Here is a 17,671-nt window from a genome sequence, read left to right on the forward strand (position 1 = left end):
ATGCGCGCAGTCCTGCAGAGAGTCAGCAGTGCCCGGGTCGAGGTCGCCGGGGAGGTCGTCGGCGAGATCGAGGGCGAGGGGATCCTCGCCCTCGTCGGCGTCACCCACGATGACGGTCCCGAGCAGGTCGCGACGATCGCGCGCAAGATCTGCGAGCTGCGGATCCTCAGCGAGGAGCGCTCCGTGCTCGATCTCGGGGCGCCCGTGCTCGTCGTCTCCCAGTTCACCCTCTACGGCGACGCCCGCAAGGGGCGCCGGCCGTCATGGTCGGCCGCCGCGCCCGGCCCCGTCGCCGAGCCGCTCGTGGAGGCCGTGGTCGCAGCGATCCGCGAGCGCGGCATCGAGGTCGCCACGGGCCGCTTCGGCGCCGACATGCAGGTCAGCCTGGTGAACGACGGGCCTTCGACGCTCATCCTCGAGGCCTGATCCGGCCCCCTGCGCGGCCTTGAGCGAAAGGCCGCGCACGCGGAGGGGCCGGAGCGCTCACGCACCTCGGCCCCTCTCCTGCAGCCGCCCGTGCGGGCGCCGACCCGGCCTCTACCGCTGCTCGGCGTCGACGGGCGCCTCGACCTCGACGGGCTCGGCCAGGGAGACCGCCGAGATGCTGTCGTGCTCGAGGCTGTAGTTGAGGAACGCGAGGTGCGCCTCGTAGCTGTCCAGCACATCGCCGAGCACCTGCTGCTGGGTCATCCCGTACAGGTCGTACCCGGCCGAGCCGGTCTGGGAGAACACCTCGAGCCGCAGGTAGTCGTCGCGCCCGCGGCTCGCCTTGGAGCCGATCGCCGGGATCGGCGCGCTGACGGCGCTCACGCGGTAGCGGAAGTCGCGGTTCGCGCCCATCGGCACGGCCAGCTCGAGCGAGTCGATGCCGGTGACGGCGTCGCTCTCGCGTCGGACCTCGGCTGCCTGCCCGTGCTCGCGCAGCTCCGCCGCGAACTCCTCGAGCGCCGGGGCGATCGTCTCGGCGCTGAAGCGCGCGACGGCCTCGGCCGACGGGTGCGTGCGCATGCTGGTGAGGCGCTGGCGCCACGTGCGGCCCGCCGCGCCGCGCCCGCTGACCTCGCGCATCCGCGCCCAGCCCTCGCGCTCGGCGCGCTCCATGCGCAGCACCTTCGAGAAGGACAGCATCACGAGGTAGGCGATGATCGTGACGGGCAGCGCGAAGATGAGCGTCGCGTACTCCATCGTGGTGACGCCGCCGGCCATGAGCATGGCGATCGTCAGCACGGCGGTGAGCACGGCCCAGTAGATCCGCAGCCACTTGGGACCGTCGGCCCCGGGGTCGCTGATGCGCGAGGAGAAGTTCGACATCACCATCGCGCCCGAGTTGGCGCTGGTCAGGTAGAACAGCATCCCGGAGAGGGTCGCGAGCCCGATGAGGAACGCCGCGCCGGGGAACATCTCCAGCAGCGCGTACCAGCCCTCCTCGGGGCTCGCCATGGCGAGCTGCCCGAAGGCGTCGTTCCCGGCGAGCACCTCGGCGAGCGCGCTGTTTCCGAACACGGCGACGATCACCAGGTCGCACAGCACCGGGGCGGTGATCGCGGCGATCACGAACTCGCGGATCGTGCGGCCGCGCGAGATGCGCGCGAGGAACAGACCCACGAACGGGCCCCAGGCCAGCCAGAACGCCCAGAAGAAGAGCGTCCATCCGCCCATCCACTCCGAGCCTCCCGGCTCGTACGCCATGGTCTGCGTGGTGCGGCCGGGCAGGGTGGTCACGAAGCGGCCGATATCCTCGACGATCGCGGAGAGCAGGAAGCCGGTCTTGCCGGTGACGAGGATGTAGAGCACCATCGCGGCGGCGATCCAGATGTTCGCCTCGCTGATCAGGCGGATGCCCTTGTCGACGCCCGAGGTGCAGGCCGCGATCGTCATCACGACGGCGACCGCGACCAGGGCGATCTGGGTGCCGAGCCCCGCTGGGACCCCGACGAGGTGGTGCAGGCCGATGCTCAGCAGCACGACGCCGATGCCCATCGAGGTGGCGACGCCGAAGACGGTGCCGACCAGCGTGACGATGTCGATCGCGTGGCCGGTCGCGCCGCGCACGCGCTTGCCGAGCAGCGGGTACAGGACCGCGCGGATCGACAGCGGCATGCCCCAGCGGTAGGCGAAGTAGCCCATCGCCATGCCGAGCAGGGCGTACATCGCCCAGCCCGAGAGGCCGTAGTGGAACATCGTCCACACCACGGCCTCGCGCGCGGCCTCCCGCGACTGCGGATCCTCCATCACCGGCATGTAGTACGCGGTGACGGGCCCGTTGACGGAGAAGAACAGCATGTCGATGCCGACGCCGGCGGCGAAGAGCATCGCCACCCACGTGAACAGGCTGTACTGCGGGCGCGAGTGATCCGGGCCGAGCCGCACCTGGCCGGACTTCGACAGGGCGACCCACAGGACGAAGACGATCACGATCGACACCGTCAGCACGTAGAACCAGCCGACGTTCGCGGCGAGCCAGGCCACGATGCCCTTCATCGTGGAGGCGGCGGAGTCGGGCATGGCGATCGCCCAGATCGAGAACGCGAGGATGATCGCCGAGGAGATCAGCAGCACCGGCAGGTTGACGCGGATTCCACTGGGGCTGCCCGGGGCGAGATCGCTCGGACCGCGCTCCATCTCCTCGCTCGTCTCCGGCGGCCTGCTGTCGCGGCTCGCGCGGCGGGCCTCGAGGGAAACTGTGCGGGCGGGGGCCGACGGCGCCGCGGGCGCGGCCTGGGTCGATCCAGTGCGGGGCTGTCGGGGGTCGGGCGTCCTGAGGGGCTGATCGCGTTCGCTCACGCAGTCTTCCTTTCGTGCGGGTCGTGCCGGGGGTGGACGACGGAAGCGCGCGCTCGGGAACGCAGCAGGTCAGCGGCGGGGCCGGGCGCGTCGTGCTCTCGTCGGGCATCGCCGCTGATGCCATGAGTCCGGGCCTTCCACGGTAGGGCACTGGCCACATGCTGGGAACTCGTGGGGAGAAGAGTCACCCGTCGGGGCCCCCTTGTAGGCTGGGCGCATGACCTACACACTCGTGCTGCTCCGCCACGGCGAGAGCGAATGGAACGCCAAGAACCTCTTCACCGGCTGGGTCGACGTGCCCCTGTCGGAGGCCGGAGAGAAGGAGGCCGTCGCCGGCGGCGAGCTCCTCAAGTCGGAGGGCGTGCTGCCCGATGTCGTCCACACCTCGCTGCTGCGCCGCGCCATCAAGACCGCGAACCTCGCGCTGGATGCCGCTGACCGCCACTGGATCCCGGTGCGCCGCGACTGGCGCCTGAACGAGCGCCACTACGGCGCGCTGCAGGGTCTCGACAAGGCCGCCACGCGCGACAAGTACGGCGACGAGCAGTTCATGCTGTGGCGCCGGTCCTTCGACACCCCGCCGCCGGAGATCGAGCTGGGCTCGGAGTTCAGCCAGGACCAGGATCCCCGCTACGCGGATCTCGGCGAGGACGTCCCGCGCACCGAGTGCCTCAAGGACGTCATCGACCGCTTCCTCCCCTACTGGGAAGAGGGCATCAAGCCCGACCTCGCCGCCGGGAAGACCGTGCTCGTGGCCGCCCACGGCAACTCGCTGCGGGCACTGGTGAAGTACCTCGACGGCATCTCCGACGAGGACATCGCCGCGGTGAACATCCCCACCGGCCAGCCCCTCGTCTACGAGCTCGACGAGGACTTCCAGCCCGTCACCAAGGGCGGCCGCTACCTCGATGAGGTCGCGGCCAAGGCCGCCGCCGAGGCCGTCGCCAACCAGGGCAAGAAGTGATCTGAGTGAGCGCCGATGCGCCCCGTCCGCACGCTGAGAGCAGCGAGCGGGCGGGGCGTCTCGCTGCCCGGGGCCGTTTCGTCCCTCCGGGGCGTCTCGATCCTCCGGGGCGTCTGGATCCTCCGGAACGGGTCGCTCCGCGAGAACGGTTCGTTCCGCGAGGGACTGTTCTGTGCATGCTCGGCTCGGTGCTCTTCCTGGCCTCGGCGATCCAGTGGACCGACGGCATGCCGACCACGGGGTTAGCGGGGCTCGCCCTGTGCATCGCGATGGGGGTGGCGGGCGGCGTGCTCGCGGCGCTCGATCGCACAGTGGTGACTCCCGCCCGCGTGCTGTGGGCCATGGTCTCGCCGCTGTTCGGCATCGGGATCATCGTCGACGCGTTCGTGCTGATCACCGCGATCTCCGGGCCCTGATCCGGCCGCGGCCGGTCAGCGGGCCCATTGCCGCCGCTCGAGGCGGCGCAGTCGCGGCGGCGTGCGGGGTGGCCGCGGGGCCGGCCGGCGCGGGGCGGAGCGGGGCACGTGCCGCGGCGCAGGTGTTGCGCAGAAGCGCGGCAGATTCCTCGGTGCAGGGGCCGGTCACGTGCATGTGTGCACGTCACCGGCTCCTGCACCGCGCAATCTGCTGCTCGCCCTCACGCCGAGGCGTACCCGACCGTCGGAATGAACGCGACCGCCCGATCGAGGCGCACGTAACCGTCGGAATGCGCACGCCGCCCCGATCGAGGCGTACGTAACCGTCGGAATGGGCACTACGCCCCGATCGAGGCGTACCTAGCCGTCGGAATGGGCACGGCCGCCCGATCGAGGCGTACCTAGCCGTCGGAATGGGCGCCTATTCCGACGCTGCGGTACGCCTCGATGGTGCATCGTCTGCTCAGATCGAGACCGACGCCAGCCGCAGGATCACCGACCCGCGCCCAACGCGCGAGATCGCCTTTCTGTGCCAACTTCTGGCACAGAAAGGCGATCTCGCGGAAGGACGGGCCGGTCGCGGGAGGCCATGGCGCCGGGGCGCCAGGCCGCCGGGGCAATCGTGCCCGGTGGCGGACCCGCTACGGTCAGCGGCGGCGACGGGTGCCGAAGATCGAGCGCGTGATCTCTCGGCCCAGCACCGTTCCCGCCGAACGCAGGAACGACTTCACCGCGGCGTTCTCCATGAACCCGCCGGACTCCTTCTCGCGCCGCGCCGGAGCGGGGGTCTTCGAGGGGGCCGGGGCTGGGGCCTGCGCCTGAGCACCGGAGGCTGCGCCCGACGCGCCGCCAGCCGCAGCCGGCGCCCCCGTCGGCCCGCCGGCGCCGCCAGCCGCCGCTCCCCCGGCCGCCCCGCCCGCCCCGGCGCCACCGGACGCCGCGGCGTCGCGCGCAGCGAGGATCTCGTAGGCGCTCTCGCGGTCGATCACCTCGGTGTACTTCGCGCCGAGCGCAGAGGCTGCCACGATCTCCGCCATGCGCTCCGCCGGGGCGGGGCTCATCGCGGACTCGGGCGCGCGCACCGCGGTCAGCGCCACGGGCGTCGGAGCGCCGTCCTCGCTCATCACAGTCACGATCGCCTCGCCGGTGCCGAGCTGCGTGAGCACCTCCTCGAGGTCGTACTCGCTGCGCGGGAACGTGGAGGCGGTGGCCTTCAGCGCCTTGGCGTCATCGGGCGTGTAGGCGCGCAGGGCGTGCTGGACGCGGTTGCCGAGCTGGGCGAGGACGTCGCCGGGGACGTCCTTCGGGGTCTGCGTGATGAAGAAGATGCCCACGCCCTTGGAGCGGATCAGGCGCACCGTCTGCGTGACCTGGTCGAGGAAGGCGGTCGAGGCGTTCTTGAACAGCAGGTGCGCCTCGTCGAAGAAGAACACGAGCTTCGGCTTGTCGGCGTCGCCCACCTCGGGCAGGTCCTGGTAGAGATCCGCGAGCAGCCACATCATGAACGTAGAGAACAGCTCGGCGCGCGAGGCGACACCGGGCAGCTCGAGGCAGGAGATGATCCCGGTGCCGTCGGCCGCGGTGCGCAGCAGCTCCGAGGTCTCGAAGGCGGGCTCCCCGAAGAAGACGTCGGCCCCGGAGTTCTCGAAGGCTGTCAGCTCGCGCAGGATCACACCGGCGGTGGCCGTGGAGATGCCGCCGATGCCCTTGAGCTCGGCCTTGCCCTCGGGCTCGCCGGTGAGGAACTGGATGAGGGCGCGCAGGTCCTTGAGGTCGAGCAGGCCGAGGCCCTGGGTGTCGGCGTAGTGGAAGATCAGACCGAGGGAGGACTCCTGGGTCGCGTTCAGGCCGAGGACCTTCGACAGCAGCACGGGCCCGAAGTCCGAGACCGTGGTGCGGATCGGGATGCCCGTGCCCTGCCCGCCGAGGGAGTAGAACTCGGTGGTGCCTGCGCGAGGCTCCCACTGCTGGCCGCGGGCGGCGGCGCGCTCGCGGATCTTCGGAGTGTCCTCGCCGGGCACGGCGATGCCCGAGAGGTCGCCCTTCATGTCGGCGACGAACACCGGCGTGCCGGCGGCGGCGGCCTGCTCGGCGATGACCTGCAGGGTCTTCGTCTTGCCGGTGCCGGTGGCGCCCGCGATCAGGCCATGCCGGTTCAGCATGGACAGCGCGAGGTTCACGGGGACGGCGGCGTCGGGCTGGCCGTCCTGGACGAGGGCGCCGAGGTGGATCTGGGTGCCGGCGAAGGCGTAGGCGTCGCGCACAGCGGCAGCGGTGTCAGTGCTCATGGGGCCCGATCGTAACGGCCTGCGCTGTCCCCCACGCACGCGCGACTCCCGTCGGCCCTTGACGCCCGTCGCCCCCAGCGGCGGCCGACGCTGCCCGCTCAGATGAGCCCGCCCGCCTCGTAGGCCTCGAGCGTGCGCTCGAACTCGGGGGTCAGCTCCGTGCCCTGCGCCATCGAGACGGCGAACGCCGAACGGACGATGGCGTAGGCGACCTGCACGGCGAGCGTGGCGCGGGCGCGGACCGCATCGGGGCTGAGCTGCGGCGCGGCGCGGCGCAGGCGCTCCTCGTACGCGGCGATGAGATCCTGCTGCGTCGCCTGGGACTGGCCGGCGCTCAGCACGTGCAGCTGCGGCTCCTTGAGCATCACCGCGCGCTTGAGCTCGCGCCGCTCGGGGGCCGAGGAGATGCGGCGGATGAACATCCGGATCGTCTCGCGCAGAGCCGCCGCGGGGCCCTCGCTCTCCGGCCGGTCGCGGAGGTCCTGGGCCACGTCGCCCCCGCCCAGGGCGTTCAGGCCGAGGACCGCCGACTCCTTCGTCGCCCAGTGGTTGAAGAAGGTGCGCGGCGAGACGCCGGCGCGCTCGGCGATCTTCTCGACGGTGACGGCGCTGAGGCCCTGCTCGGCGACCAGCTCAAGGGCGGCGAGGTGGATGGCGTCCTGGGTGCGGCGCTTCTTGCGCTCGCGCAGGCTGTCGCACGCGCCGTCGGCGCTGGCCCCACTGTCCGTGCTCCCGCTGTCCGTGCTCCCGCTGTCCGTGCTCAGGCTGTCCGCCACCGCAGGTCCCTTCTTCTCGGTCCGCTCATCGTAGAGCGAGATCCCGCTAACAGTGCAGTGGATGCAATTGTGCAGTGACTGCAATCGCAGTAGCCTCGACCGGTCGGAGCCCGAAGGCGCGCTCTGGCCGCATGGCGCGGGTAGGCGCGATCCGATCGCACCGCCCGCCGCCTCCACGCCCCCGCCTTTACAGGAGTTCCGTTGTCCTCTTCCTCCACCGTCGCCGCGCAGCCGGCCGCGGCCTCCCCTGCGCAGCCCGAGGCCTTCACCGGCCTGGACCGCAGCGGGAAGCTCGTGTTCGTCGGGCTCATGCTCGGCATGCTCGTCGCCTCCCTCTCCCAGACCATCGTCGGCCCGGCGATGCCCCGCATCGTCGCCGAGCTCGGCGGCGTGGAGCACTACAGCTGGATCGCGACCGCGTCCATGCTGGTCTCCGCCGTCGTCGTCCCGATCGTCGGCAAGCTGTCCGACCTCTACGGCCGACGCTGGTTCTACCTGGGCGGCCTCGGGATCTTCATGATCGGCTCGATCCTCTCGGGAATGGCGACCGACTTCTGGTTCCTCGTGTTCGCGCGCGCCGTGCAGGGCCTCGGCATGGGCACCCTGATGCCCCTGTCGCAGACGATCATCGGAGACATCATCCCGCCCCGCCAGCGCGGCAAGTATCAGGGCATCATGGGCGCCGTCTTCGGCGTGACCTCGGTGGCCGGACCGCTGATCGGCGGCTGGGTGACCGACAACGTCGGCTGGCGCTGGCTGTTCTACCTGACTCTGCCGATCGGCGTGGTCGCCTTCGCGTTCATCTGGAAGTTCCTGCACCTGGACCGCGCGCGCCAGCACGGCAAGGTCGACTACCTCGGCATGCTCACCCTCACGCCGGGCCTGGTCATCGGTCTGCTCGCGCTGACCTGGGGCGGCACCACCTACGCGTGGGACTCCGCGGTGATCATCGGCATGTTCGCAGTGGCGGCGCTGTTCATCGTCGGCTTCGTGATCATCGAGCTCAAGGTCGAGGAGCCCCTGCTCCCGATGGCGCTGCTGACCCGCCCGATCGTGGCCCTGTCGGTCGCCGCATCCTTCGCGATCTCGGTCGCGATGTTCGGCGCCATCATCTACATCCCGGTGTACGCGCAGGGCGTCATGGGCGTCTCCGCCACGAACTCCGGCGCGATCCTGATCCCGCTGTCGGTCGCCATGATCGTCACCTCGATCATCGTGGGCCTGCTGATCTCGAAGACCGGCAAGTACAAGGGCCTGATGATCCTCGGCGGCGTGATCATGGTGGCCGGCTACGTGCTGCTCACCCGCGTCCAGTACGGCGACTCGCAGTGGCACCTCACCGCCGCGATGGTGGTGATCGGCCTGGGCCTCGGTTTCACGATGCAGGTGTACACGCTGATCGTGCAGAATGCCGTCGCCCAGCGCGAGCTCGGCATCGCGACCGCCGCCGTGCAGTTCTTCCGCAACATCGGCTCCACCATCGGCATCGCCGTGCTCGGCACCGTGATGACCTCGCAGATGTCCTCGAAGATCACCGAGCACATCCAGGCGCTCCCGCCGGAGCAGCTCGCGGCGCTCGCGAAGGCCGGCGGCGGCAGCGGCGGCGGCTCCTCCCTCGAGGGCGCTGTGCTGGATCCCGCGCAGCTGGCGAAGCTCCCCGATTTCCTGGTCGATGCGATCCGCGGCGGCATGGGCGAGGCGATGCACCTCGTGTTCCTCACCGCCCTGCCCTTCGTCGTGCTCGCTCTGGTGCTGTCGCTGTTCATCAAGCAGGTCCCCCTGCGCGACACCCTCTCCACTGAGACCGGCTCCATCCCCGTGGTGAGCGACTCCGCCGGCAACACCGTCGGGGCCGACAACTCCGAGCGGGGCGAGGAGGAGCTCGCCGAGGCGGCGCCGGTGCACCACCACGCCGCGCCCGCGCCGGCCGAGGACGAGCACGTCGCGCAGCACCCCCATCACCGGGGTCCCGCCGACGGCCGCTGAACCGGCCCCACCCCGGATGCGCGGCGCCTGAGGCCGCACCACCTCGCAGGGCCCGCCCCTGACCGCGATCCGGTCAGGGGCGGGCCCTGCGGGCATCCGTGACACCATGGCGGGATGCTTCTGGACGACCACTTCCCGCCGCACCTCCCGACGTCGCTGCAGGGCCGCTTCGCGACCCGCGTGCCGATGGACGCCGACGTCGAACCCCTCGCCGCCCTGCTCACGGCCGACATCCGCCGCCACACCCCGGACGGCTCCGCTCCCGTCGGACCGCTGCGCTCCCGGCTCGTCGGCCCGAAGTCGTGGTCGCGCCGCCAAGTGCTCGTGGTCCCCGTCGGCGCCGACGGCCGGGCGAGCCTGGACCAGGCTCCCGTCGCCTGGATCTGCCTCGAGGACCGCGCCTCGGGCCGCACGAACGTGCAGTGGGCCGCCGCGGCCGACGCCCCCGATCGGGAGGCCCTCGTCGCGAGCCTGCTGGAGTGGGCGGCGGAGGTCGGCGGCTCCTTCGCCCGGCATCGGGGCGAGGAGACCACCTCGCTGAACGCCGACGCGAACGCGGTCGATGAGGATCGCCAGCGCCTCCTGCGGGAGAACGGGTTCGAGATGGTCCGGACCTGGCTGCACATGCGCCGGCCCGTCGGCCCCGATGAGGCGACCACCACCCCGCAGCCCCGCGAGGGCGTACGCGTGCGGCGCGTGCACCGGCACGACTCGGGACTGCCCGTCGCACAGGACGTCCGCACCGTGCACCGCATGCTCGAGGAGTCCTTCGCCGACCACTTCAACTCCTATCGGGAGTCGTTCCCCGAGTTCTCGCAGCGCCTGATCGAGGCGCCGAGCGAGGCGGACTGGGACCACTGGTGGATCGCCGAGGTGCTGCGCGAGGGGGCCGACGGCACGGAGCGCTGGCTGCCCGCGGGTGGTCTCGTCGCCGCGCCGATCCCCGCGGGGGCGCCCGGCACGCCGACTGCCGACGGCGGCACCTATCTCGAGTACCTCGGGGTGCACCGCTCCGCCCGCGGCCACGGGGTCGCGAAGGCCCTGCTGCGCGCCGCGATCCGGGATGCGGCCGAGCGCGGGCGCGGCTTCGTCGACCTCGAGGTCGACGCCGACTCCCCCACCAGCGCCGATGCGATCTACGCGTCGATGGGCTGGGAGGAGTTCGAGCGCACGCAGTCCTGGCACCGCGATGTGCCGGCGCATCCCTCGCGGCTGCTGGAGCCGGCGGAGGGCTGATCGGGGCGGGGGCGACGGTCGCACGCCCCGCTAGGGACAGGCTGGGGGCGCGGAGCCCGCGCGGTCACAGCGCCGCGCGGATCTCCTCGCCGATGCGGCGCATGGCTGCCAGCACCTCATCGCGCACGGCGTCTTCGTCGCTATCGACGGTCCAGTTCGCGAGCACCGCGTAGGAGATCGCACTGGCCCGCTCGCCCTTGCGACACACGCAGCCGACCTCGGCGCGGATTCCCGTATCGGTGCCCGTCTTCGAGAGCAGGCGCAGGCCGCGGTCGGGCAGGGCGTGGGCGAGCGGGTCGAAGCCGAACGCGGAGCCGACCATCGAGAGATCCATGCTGGCGGCGAGCCACTGCGAGACCTGGGCGCTCACGCCCGGGCTGACGACTTCGCCGCGCACGAGCCCCGCCATGAAGCCCGCCCAGTCCGCCCCGCACCCGCGCGAGAGCGTCTCCGGGTCGCCGGGGCGGCGGGCATTGCGGATCCGGTCGTGCAGGAGGGAGCCGCCCGGGGCGAGCGCGCGACCGCGCTCCTGCACGGTGTCCATCCCGAGCCGGTCGAGCAGGGCGTTGGTCGCCCAGTTGTCGCTCGCCGCGCCGACGAGCGCTGCCGCATCGCGCAGCGACAGCTCCGGCGCATCGTGCAGCAGATGCCAGATGCCGGAGTCCTCCACGCGCTCGGAGTCCTCCCGGCGCACGTTCTCGCGCAGATCGATCTCGCCCACCTCCGCGCGCGCGGCGAGCTCGACGAGGAGGTGGAGCTTCGCGATGCTCGCGGTCTTCAGGAGGAGGTGCGGCTCGTGCTCCGCGAGCACCGTGCCGTCGGCCCGCTGGATGCCAATGCTCCAGCGGGCGGCGGGGCTGAGCTCCATCTGGTCCTCCTGCAGTCGGTGCGAGTGCGGAAGTGTATCTCCCCGCCGCCCCGACGCTCCGGGGTCGCGGGCGGAGGCGGCGCGCCGGGACGCGGCCGCCGAAGGGGACCCATGCCGCCGAGATCCCGTCGGACCCCCCTCCGGGACGCCCATATGGCACCGTGTCGAAAGAACAGCCGCCGGATCGTCTCTCCAGCAGGAGAGCGATTCGCGCTCACCACGCCACGACAAGGAGACCAGCCCCATGCGCTATCTGCTCGCCTTCCATGCCGATCACCCCGACAGCACCGACGAGGCCGCTCTGTCCGCAGAGGTCGTCGCCGAGATGCAGCAACTGATGACCGACTTCGCGAACGCGCTCGAGACCGCGGGGATCATGGTCGCCGCGGAGATGCTCGCGCCTCCGGCAGGTGCCGCCGCGGTGACGCGCCGCAGCGGTGCCACGGTGATCGAGGACGGTCCCTTCGCCGCCGCGAAAGAGGCGCTCGCCGGTGTGTTCATCATCGACGCGGCGGACCGGGACGCGGCCATCGCATGGGCCGAGAGGTTCCCCGGAGCGAGCTACGGCACCGTCGAGGTCCGTGCCGCCGGGGCGTCCTACATCGACGGGCGCTGGCAGCAGCCGTGAGTCCCGGGCCGCCGAGCGAGGCTGCGGCGGCGGTGGTGCTGACCGCCGACGACTGGGGAAGGATGATCGCCCTGCTCTGCGCGCGTGACGGCGACATCGCCGGCGCGGAGGACGCCCTCGCGGACGCCGTCGAGAGCGCCCTGCGCGCGTGGCCGGCCTCCGGGGTGCCTCGGAACCCGAGGGGGTGGGTCTATCGGGCGGCGCTCAACGCGCGCCGCGACGTGTGGAGATCTGCGGCTGCCAGGACGTCGGTGCCGCTGGATGCCCGTGCCCATGATGCGGCCGCGGACCCCGATCCGGCCCTGGCGTTCTCGGAGCTCCCTGACGCGCGGCTCCAGCTGCTCGCGGCCTGCGCGGACCCCGCCGTGAATCCCGCCTCCCGGCCGCTGCTGATGCTGTCGACGGTCATGGGACTGCCCGCTCGCCGGATCGCCGAAGGGATGATCCTGCCTGCCGCAACCGTCTCCGCCCGGCTGACCCGGGCCAAGAAGAGGATTCGAGCCTCGGGCCGCAGCATGCGCATCCCCGACCGCTCAGAGCTCCCGGAGCGCCTGCTCGCCATCCACGAGGGCATCTACGGCGTCTTCACCGTCGAGTGGGCGCACGCGGAGAGCGACCTCCGGCACGGCCTCATCGCCGAGGCCGTCTTCCTGGCCGAGCTGGTGGCGGAGCTCTGTCCCGACGACGGCGAGTCCCACGGACTCGCCGCCCTCATCGACCTCTCCTCGGCCCGCTTCGCCGCCCGGCGGAGCGGGGGCGATCTCGTGCCTCTGCACGCACAGGACTCGAGGAGATGGGACAGCGCGAGGGTCGAAGTCGGGGAGGAGCATCTCCGAGAAGTCCTCCGCTGCGGTCACATCGGCCGGTTCGGCCTCGAGGCCGTCATCCAGGCCCTCCACATGCAAGGGGTGCGCACGGGCCGGACCGACTGGGACGCTCTCCTGCGCCAGCATGATCATCTCCTGCGGATCGCCCCCTCTCTGGGTGCTCAGGTTTCGCGCGCGGCGGTCCTGCAGCAGGCACGGGGGCCGCAGGCCGCTCTGCACGCTCTCGACGAGCTCCCCCGCTCCGCCGGCGCCTACCAGCCGGCCTGGGTCGTGAGAGCCCATGCGCTGCGTGCACTGGGGCATTCCTTCGACGCTGACTCGGCTCTCGAGCGCGCCATCTCGCTCACCACCGTCGCGAGCGAGCGCCGCCACCTGGAACGGGAGCGCCGGCGCCCTCGGGGCGCACAGCCGGGGCCGATCCAGGCCGAACCGTGAAGTCGGGATTGAGTTGCGTCTGAGTGGGGCGGTGCCATACTGGCCCGAGGATGTGACCTGCAGCATGGGCACCCTCTCGAGATCCGCTCCTCACCGATCTCGGGTCTCGTACCTCCGCCGGAGCCGAAGGATCTCTCCGGCACCCGTGGTCTCAGAAGTGGAGCCCCATGTCCTTCCCGTCACTGCCGATGCGAACCCCTGCACGAGCGACATCCCGGCGGACGCCGCGACCTGAGGCGGCAGGGTGACGACCCCGGCGATCAGCGCCTCCCCCGCCTACCGCTGGTGGCTCGCCGCGACCACCGCGGACCGCTACGGCGGATCGGTCACCACGCTCGCGCTCATGCTCCTCGCCTACGCCATCACGGGATCGACGATGCTGGCGGGCGTGATCGGCACGGTGCGGATGCTGATCTCCTTCGGGCTGGCGCCCATTGGCGGCCTCATCGTCGACAGTCACGACCGCAGGCGCCTCATGCTGCTGCGGGCGGGGCTGAGCGGGGCCATCTGGTTGCTGATCGCGATCCTCGTCATGTTCGGCTCGATGCCGTTCGCCCTGCTGCTGATCCTGGTCTCGCTCGCTACCGCGGTGGGGAGCCTGCTCGGCAGCGCCGGCGAGGCCGCACTGCGGTCGATGACCACCCCTGAGCAGTACGCCTCGGCGATGTCGATCAACCAGGCCCGCGATTCTTATGCGGAGCTGATCGGCAACCCGCTCGCAGGCCTGCTCTACGCAATCGGCGCTGCGTTTCCGTTCTTCTTCACCGTGCTCGGCTTCGTGGTGATGGGAACCGCCACCAGTTTCCTCCCGCCGCTGAAGCCCCGAGTCGATCCGAAGGATGACGGTGGTGAAGCCCGCGAGCCGCGCTGGAGGCGCGCCCTCGGCGGCTTCCGCTGGATCGCTCAGCGCCGACAGATGCTGGTGCTCACGATGATGAGCGCGAGCTCGAACTTCGGCGTGTTCCTGGTGTTCGTGCTCATCGAGCTGTACCTGATCCGCTCCGGGATGACAGCGGTTCTGATCGGCCTGATGAACACTGCTGAGGCCGTCGGCGTGCTCCTTGCCGCGGCCGTCTAGAAGCGGCTGATCGCGGCGTGCCCGACGGGAATCCTGATCATCGCCTCGACCCTCTGGGCGGTCGGGTCGATGGCGATCGCGCTCTTCTCGCAGGAATTCTGGCCCCTGCTGATCGCGCACTTCCTCTACGCCCTGTCGGTCCCCGCGCACGCGGCGGCGCTCGGCGGCTACCTCTTCGGGCGCGTTCCCGAGCGCATGCAGGGACGGGTGATCGCAGCCAACACGTTCGCGGTCGGCATCCCGGTGGCGCTCACCGGCACTCTGGCAGGTCTCCTGCTGGCCGTCGCGGACGTCCGGGTGGGGCTCGGGACGGGCCTCTTCTTCATCGCGCTGCCGCTGCTGCTGATGCTGCTGGACCGCTTCATCGCCGCGATCCCGAAGCCGAGCCAGTGGGACGAGGGTGCCGAGGTCGCCTCAGCCTGAGCGCTCGGATTGCACTCGCAGCGGCCAGCGACGCCCCCGCCCCTCACTCCCACTCGATGGTGCCCGGCGGCTTGCTCGTGACGTCGAGGACTACTCGGTTGATCTCCGCCACCTCGTTGGTGATGCGGGTGGAGATGCGGCTGAGCACCTCGTAGGGCACCTTCGCCCAGTCGGCGGTCATGGCGTCGTCGCTGGTCACGGGGCGCAGCACGACGGGGTGGCCGTAGGTGCGGCCGTCGCCCTGCACGCCGACGGAGCGCACGTCGGCCAGGAGCACGACGGGGCACTGCCAGATGTCGCGGTCCAGTCCCGCAGCGGTCATCTCGGCGCGGGCGATCGCGTCGGCCGCGCGCAGGATGTCCAGGCGCTCCTTGGTGACCTCGCCGATGATGCGGATCCCGAGGCCGGGGCCGGGGAACGGCTGGCGCCAGACGATCGCGTCGGGAAGGCCGAGCTCGCTGCCGACGGCGCGCACCTCGTCCTTGAACAGTGCGCGCAGCGGCTCGACGAGCTCGAAGGAGAGATCCTCCGGGAGCCCGCCCACGTTGTGGTGGCTCTTGATGTTCGCTGCGCCCTCGCCGCCGCCGGACTCGACGACGTCCGGGTAGAGAGTGCCCTGCACGAGGAAGGTCTTCGCGCCGGCGCCGTCGGGCCCGGCGGTCTCGAGGCCCCCCTCGCCGTCGCCCTCGAGGACGCCCTGCCCGCGGAGGATGTCGGCCTGAGCCTGCTCGAACACGCGGATGAACTCGCGGCCGATGATCTTGCGCTTGGTCTCGGGGTCGGTCACTCCGGCGAGCGCATCGAGGAAGCGCTTCTCGGCGTCGACGACGACGAGCTTCGCGCCGCCGGTGGAGTCGCCGAAGGCCTTCTCGATCTGCGCGGACTCGTCCTGGCGCATGAGGCCGTGGTCGACGTACACGCAGGTGAGGCGATCTCCGATCGCCCGCTGCACGAGGGCCGCGGCGACCGCGGAGTCGACGCCGCCGGAGAGGCCGCAGATCGCGGTGCCCTCGCCGACCTGCGCGCGGATCCGCTCGACCTGCTCCTCGATGACGTGCCCGGTGGTCCAGGCCGGCTCGATGCCCGCGCCGCGGTGCAGGAAGTTCTCCAGCACCTCCTGGCCGCGATCGGAGTGGCCGACCTCGGGGTGCCACTGCACGCCGAACAGGCGCTTGCCCGGATGCTCGAACGCCGCGACGGGAGAGCCCGGGGAGGTCGCGATGACCTCGAACCCTGCCGGCGCCTCGGAGACCGAGTCTCCGTGGCTCATCCACACGTTCTGCTCGAGGTCCTGGCCCGCGAGGAGCTGGGAGGAGGCGTCGATCGCGCTGAGGCGGGTGGCGCCGTACTCGCGCACGCCCGTCGGCGCGACCGTGCCGTCCAGCGCCGCAGCCATCGCCTGGAAGCCGTAGCACAGGCCGAGCACGGGGACCCCGGCCTCGAGGATCGCGGGATCCAGGCGTGGGGCGCCGTCGGCGTACACCGAGCTGGGGCCTCCGGAGAGGATGATCGCGAGCGGCTCGCGGGCGAGGATCTCGCTCGCGGGCATGCTGTGCGGAACGACTTCGGAGTACACGTTCGCCTCGCGCACGCGCCGTGCGATGAGCTGGGCGTACTGGGCGCCGAAGTCGACGACGAGAACGGGACGCTGGTCTGTGTCAGTCACGCCCTCAGTCTACGGGCCGCACCGCCCCGCGCTCCTCGTCCTGCAGGGTGGGCCGGCGCCGCAGATCCTCGACCATCCAGCCGTGGATCCAGCGCTCCCCGAAGAAGGACAGCACGGGCACCACGCCGTACAGCATGATCAGCAGCATCCGGGGCAGCTTCCAGCGCATCTTGTTCCACAGGTCGAAGCCGAGCACGACGTAGACCATGTAGATCACGCCGTGGATCGGCGACCAGGCGCGCGAGATGCTCCCCCAGGTGCCCTCGGGGTCACCGGAGATCACGTAGCGCATCACCATGATCGCCACCAGCACCAGCAGGGCGATGCCCTCGGCGACTGCGGCGAAGCGGAAGCGGGCGAAGGACGCGCGGACGGCGACCTCATCGAGCGGGCGCGGAGTCGGCACCGGTCTCTTCTCTCTCGTGCGGGACAGGGTTCACGGGCGGGGCGCTTCCCGCCGTCGGTTCAGCGTCGGCCGACGGGCCGACGACCGCGGCGGCGGCGCGCTCGGCGAGCGCCTCGCGGGCAGCGGCGCGCTCGTCGAGGACGACCGTGCGCACGGAGCGCCACCACAGGTACAGGAAGAATCCGCCGAAGACGATCCACTGCAGGGCGTATCCGAGATTCTGCCAGTCGAGCCCGGCGGAGAACGCGGACTGCGCGGCGGGCATCCCCTGCAGGGGCGCGGGGGCGTCCTGCACGGCGATGTAGCCGTAGTACATCGGGCCGCCCCAGGTGTTCACCAGCAGCGGGGTCGCGATCTGCTGGGCGATGCCGCCGCTGACGCCGCTGGTGGCGGACTCGCTCGCCTCGAGGCGTCCGCTGACCTGCACCGTCCCTTCCGGCGGGGCGGGGATCGCCGAGGGGTCGAGGGTGCCGTCGGCCCGGATGGCGACGGATTCGGGGAGCCACCCGCGGGCGACGGGCAGGCGGGCGATGGAGCCGTCGGCCTGGGTGACGTGCAGGGCCGTGACGATGATCGCGGCGCTCTGCCCGTCGATCTGCCGGCCGGGGATGACGATCTGCTCCTCGGGAGCGAAGACGCCCTCCACGCGGGCGGTCGTGCCGACGAGCTCGTTGGTCACGGGGCTGCCGGGCTCGAGCACTGCGGTGAGGTCGTTCACGGTCTCGGAGACCTCGGTGCGCGCGGTCATCGCGCGGTGCGCGCGATCCCACTGCCAGGTGGCGAGCAGTCCGCACACGATCGTCGCCGCGATCATCAGGGCCAGCAGGCCCAGGAATCGGGGGCGGAGAGCGACGCGGAGCACCTCGCCATTCTACGCGGCGCCCCTGAGC

At 71.4% G+C, this 17,671-nt stretch carries 16 protein-coding genes; 9 read left to right on the forward strand and 7 right to left on the reverse strand.

The features are described 5' to 3' along the window. Entirely contained in the window at nucleotides 1-426 is a 426-nt protein-coding gene (gene dtd / locus Bequi_RS05845) for a D-aminoacyl-tRNA deacylase (protein WP_249737023.1), read from the forward strand. Between the two features lie 111 nt (nucleotides 427-537). Here dtd and betT read toward each other — a convergent pair whose 3' ends face one another. Beyond that, nucleotides 538-2,784 (reverse strand): choline BCCT transporter BetT, encoded by a 2,247-nt coding sequence (gene betT, locus Bequi_RS05850; protein WP_249737024.1) that lies wholly within the window; start codon nucleotides 2,782-2,784, stop codon nucleotides 538-540. A gap of 217 nt (nucleotides 2,785-3,001) precedes the next feature. Between betT and Bequi_RS05855 the strand changes: the two genes are divergently transcribed. Both Bequi_RS05855 and Bequi_RS05860 read left to right on the forward strand, forming a co-directional pair. Next, nucleotides 3,002-3,748, forward strand: coding sequence for a phosphoglyceromutase (locus Bequi_RS05855; RefSeq protein WP_249737025.1), 747 nt, complete (start codon nucleotides 3,002-3,004; stop codon nucleotides 3,746-3,748). Between the two features lie 176 nt (nucleotides 3,749-3,924). Then, nucleotides 3,925-4,164 carry a hypothetical protein gene (locus Bequi_RS05860; protein ID WP_249737026.1) on the forward strand — a complete coding sequence of 80 codons (240 nt, stop codon included), beginning with the start codon at nucleotides 3,925-3,927 and terminating at the stop codon, nucleotides 4,162-4,164. 647 nt (nucleotides 4,165-4,811) lie between these two features. Here the strand turns inward: Bequi_RS05860 and Bequi_RS05865 are convergent. Then, the gene (locus Bequi_RS05865) at nucleotides 4,812-6,452 is read right to left on the reverse strand and encodes a helicase HerA-like domain-containing protein (protein ID WP_249737027.1); all 1,641 of its coding nucleotides are present in this window, start codon (nucleotides 6,450-6,452) and stop codon (nucleotides 4,812-4,814) included. Between the two features lie 98 nt (nucleotides 6,453-6,550). Beyond that, on the reverse strand, nucleotides 6,551-7,228 hold the full coding sequence (locus Bequi_RS05870) for a TetR/AcrR family transcriptional regulator (protein ID WP_249737028.1): 678 nt from the start codon (nucleotides 7,226-7,228) through the stop codon (nucleotides 6,551-6,553). A 201-nt stretch (nucleotides 7,229-7,429) separates the two neighbouring features. On the opposite strand from Bequi_RS05870, the gene Bequi_RS05875 reads away from it, so the two are divergent. After that, nucleotides 7,430-9,214, forward strand: a complete 1,785-nt coding sequence (locus Bequi_RS05875) for an MDR family MFS transporter (RefSeq protein ID WP_249737029.1) — start codon at nucleotides 7,430-7,432, stop codon at nucleotides 9,212-9,214. A 114-nt stretch (nucleotides 9,215-9,328) separates the two neighbouring features. After that, nucleotides 9,329-10,450 (forward strand): GNAT family N-acetyltransferase, encoded by a 1,122-nt coding sequence (locus Bequi_RS05880; RefSeq protein WP_249737030.1) that lies wholly within the window; start codon nucleotides 9,329-9,331, stop codon nucleotides 10,448-10,450. A 64-nt stretch (nucleotides 10,451-10,514) separates the two neighbouring features. Here the strand turns inward: Bequi_RS05880 and Bequi_RS05885 are convergent, their stop codons facing one another. After that, on the reverse strand, nucleotides 10,515-11,318 hold the full coding sequence (locus tag Bequi_RS05885; RefSeq protein ID WP_249737031.1) for a serine hydrolase: 804 nt from the start codon (nucleotides 11,316-11,318) through the stop codon (nucleotides 10,515-10,517). 244 nt (nucleotides 11,319-11,562) lie between these two features. On the opposite strand from Bequi_RS05885, the gene Bequi_RS05890 reads away from it, so the two are divergent. From Bequi_RS05890 to Bequi_RS05905, 4 genes are all read left to right on the forward strand, one after another. Continuing rightward, entirely contained in the window at nucleotides 11,563-11,946 is a 384-nt protein-coding gene (locus Bequi_RS05890; protein WP_249737032.1) for a YciI family protein, read from the forward strand. Beyond that, nucleotides 11,943-13,208: an RNA polymerase sigma factor gene (locus tag Bequi_RS05895; protein ID WP_249737033.1), complete on the forward strand. Its 1,266-nt coding sequence runs from the start codon at nucleotides 11,943-11,945 to the stop codon at nucleotides 13,206-13,208. The genes Bequi_RS05890 and Bequi_RS05895 overlap by 4 nt, the downstream gene beginning before the upstream one ends. 244 nt (nucleotides 13,209-13,452) lie before the next feature. Further along, complete coding sequence (locus tag Bequi_RS05900) at nucleotides 13,453-14,286, forward strand: MFS transporter (RefSeq protein WP_249737034.1); 834 nt, start codon at nucleotides 13,453-13,455, stop codon at nucleotides 14,284-14,286. Nucleotides 14,287-14,355: 69 nt separating this feature from the next. Then, complete coding sequence (locus Bequi_RS05905; RefSeq protein ID WP_249737035.1) at nucleotides 14,356-14,709, forward strand: hypothetical protein; 354 nt, start codon at nucleotides 14,356-14,358, stop codon at nucleotides 14,707-14,709. A gap of 43 nt (nucleotides 14,710-14,752) precedes the next feature. Here Bequi_RS05905 and guaA read toward each other — a convergent pair whose 3' ends face one another. Genes guaA through Bequi_RS05920 form a run of 3 tightly spaced genes read right to left on the reverse strand, consistent with a single transcriptional unit; the run spans nucleotide 14,753 to nucleotide 17,643 of the window. Beyond that, nucleotides 14,753-16,375 carry a glutamine-hydrolyzing GMP synthase gene (gene guaA, locus Bequi_RS05910; protein ID WP_249737036.1) on the reverse strand — a complete coding sequence of 541 codons (1,623 nt, stop codon included), beginning with the start codon at nucleotides 16,373-16,375 and terminating at the stop codon, nucleotides 14,753-14,755. A gap of 4 nt (nucleotides 16,376-16,379) precedes the next feature. Beyond that, a complete protein-coding gene (locus tag Bequi_RS05915) occupies nucleotides 16,380-16,781 on the reverse strand; it encodes a DUF3817 domain-containing protein (RefSeq protein ID WP_249737037.1) in 402 nt (133 codons plus the stop codon). Further along, nucleotides 16,756-17,643 (reverse strand): SURF1 family protein, encoded by an 888-nt coding sequence (locus tag Bequi_RS05920; RefSeq protein WP_249737038.1) that lies wholly within the window; start codon nucleotides 17,641-17,643, stop codon nucleotides 16,756-16,758. Before Bequi_RS05920 ends, Bequi_RS05915 begins: the two co-directional genes overlap by 26 nt. Nucleotides 17,644-17,671 lie beyond the last annotated feature (28 nt).

Source organism: Brachybacterium equifaecis (genome assembly GCF_023509525.1).
GTDB classification, from domain to species: Bacteria; Actinomycetota; Actinomycetes; order Actinomycetales; family Dermabacteraceae; genus Brachybacterium; species Brachybacterium equifaecis.

Excerpts from the sequence above, each read along its gene's own strand:
- dtd (WP_249737023.1), top strand. The coding sequence starts at position 1 with ATGCGCGCAGTCCTGCAGAGAGTCAGCAGTGCCCGGGTCGAGGTCGCC.
- Bequi_RS05855 (WP_249737025.1), top strand. The coding sequence starts at position 3,002 with ATGACCTACACACTCGTGCTGCTCCGCCACGGCGAGAGCGAATGGAAC.
- Bequi_RS05860 (WP_249737026.1), top strand. The coding sequence starts at position 3,925 with ATGCTCGGCTCGGTGCTCTTCCTGGCCTCGGCGATCCAGTGGACCGAC.
- Bequi_RS05865 (WP_249737027.1), bottom strand. The coding sequence starts at position 6,452 with ATGAGCACTGACACCGCTGCCGCTGTGCGCGACGCCTACGCCTTCGCC.
- Bequi_RS05880 (WP_249737030.1), top strand. The coding sequence starts at position 9,329 with ATGCTTCTGGACGACCACTTCCCGCCGCACCTCCCGACGTCGCTGCAG.
- Bequi_RS05885 (WP_249737031.1), bottom strand. The coding sequence starts at position 11,318 with ATGGAGCTCAGCCCCGCCGCCCGCTGGAGCATTGGCATCCAGCGGGCC.
- Bequi_RS05890 (WP_249737032.1), top strand. The coding sequence starts at position 11,563 with ATGCGCTATCTGCTCGCCTTCCATGCCGATCACCCCGACAGCACCGAC.
- Bequi_RS05905 (WP_249737035.1), top strand. The coding sequence starts at position 14,356 with ATGGCGATCGCGCTCTTCTCGCAGGAATTCTGGCCCCTGCTGATCGCG.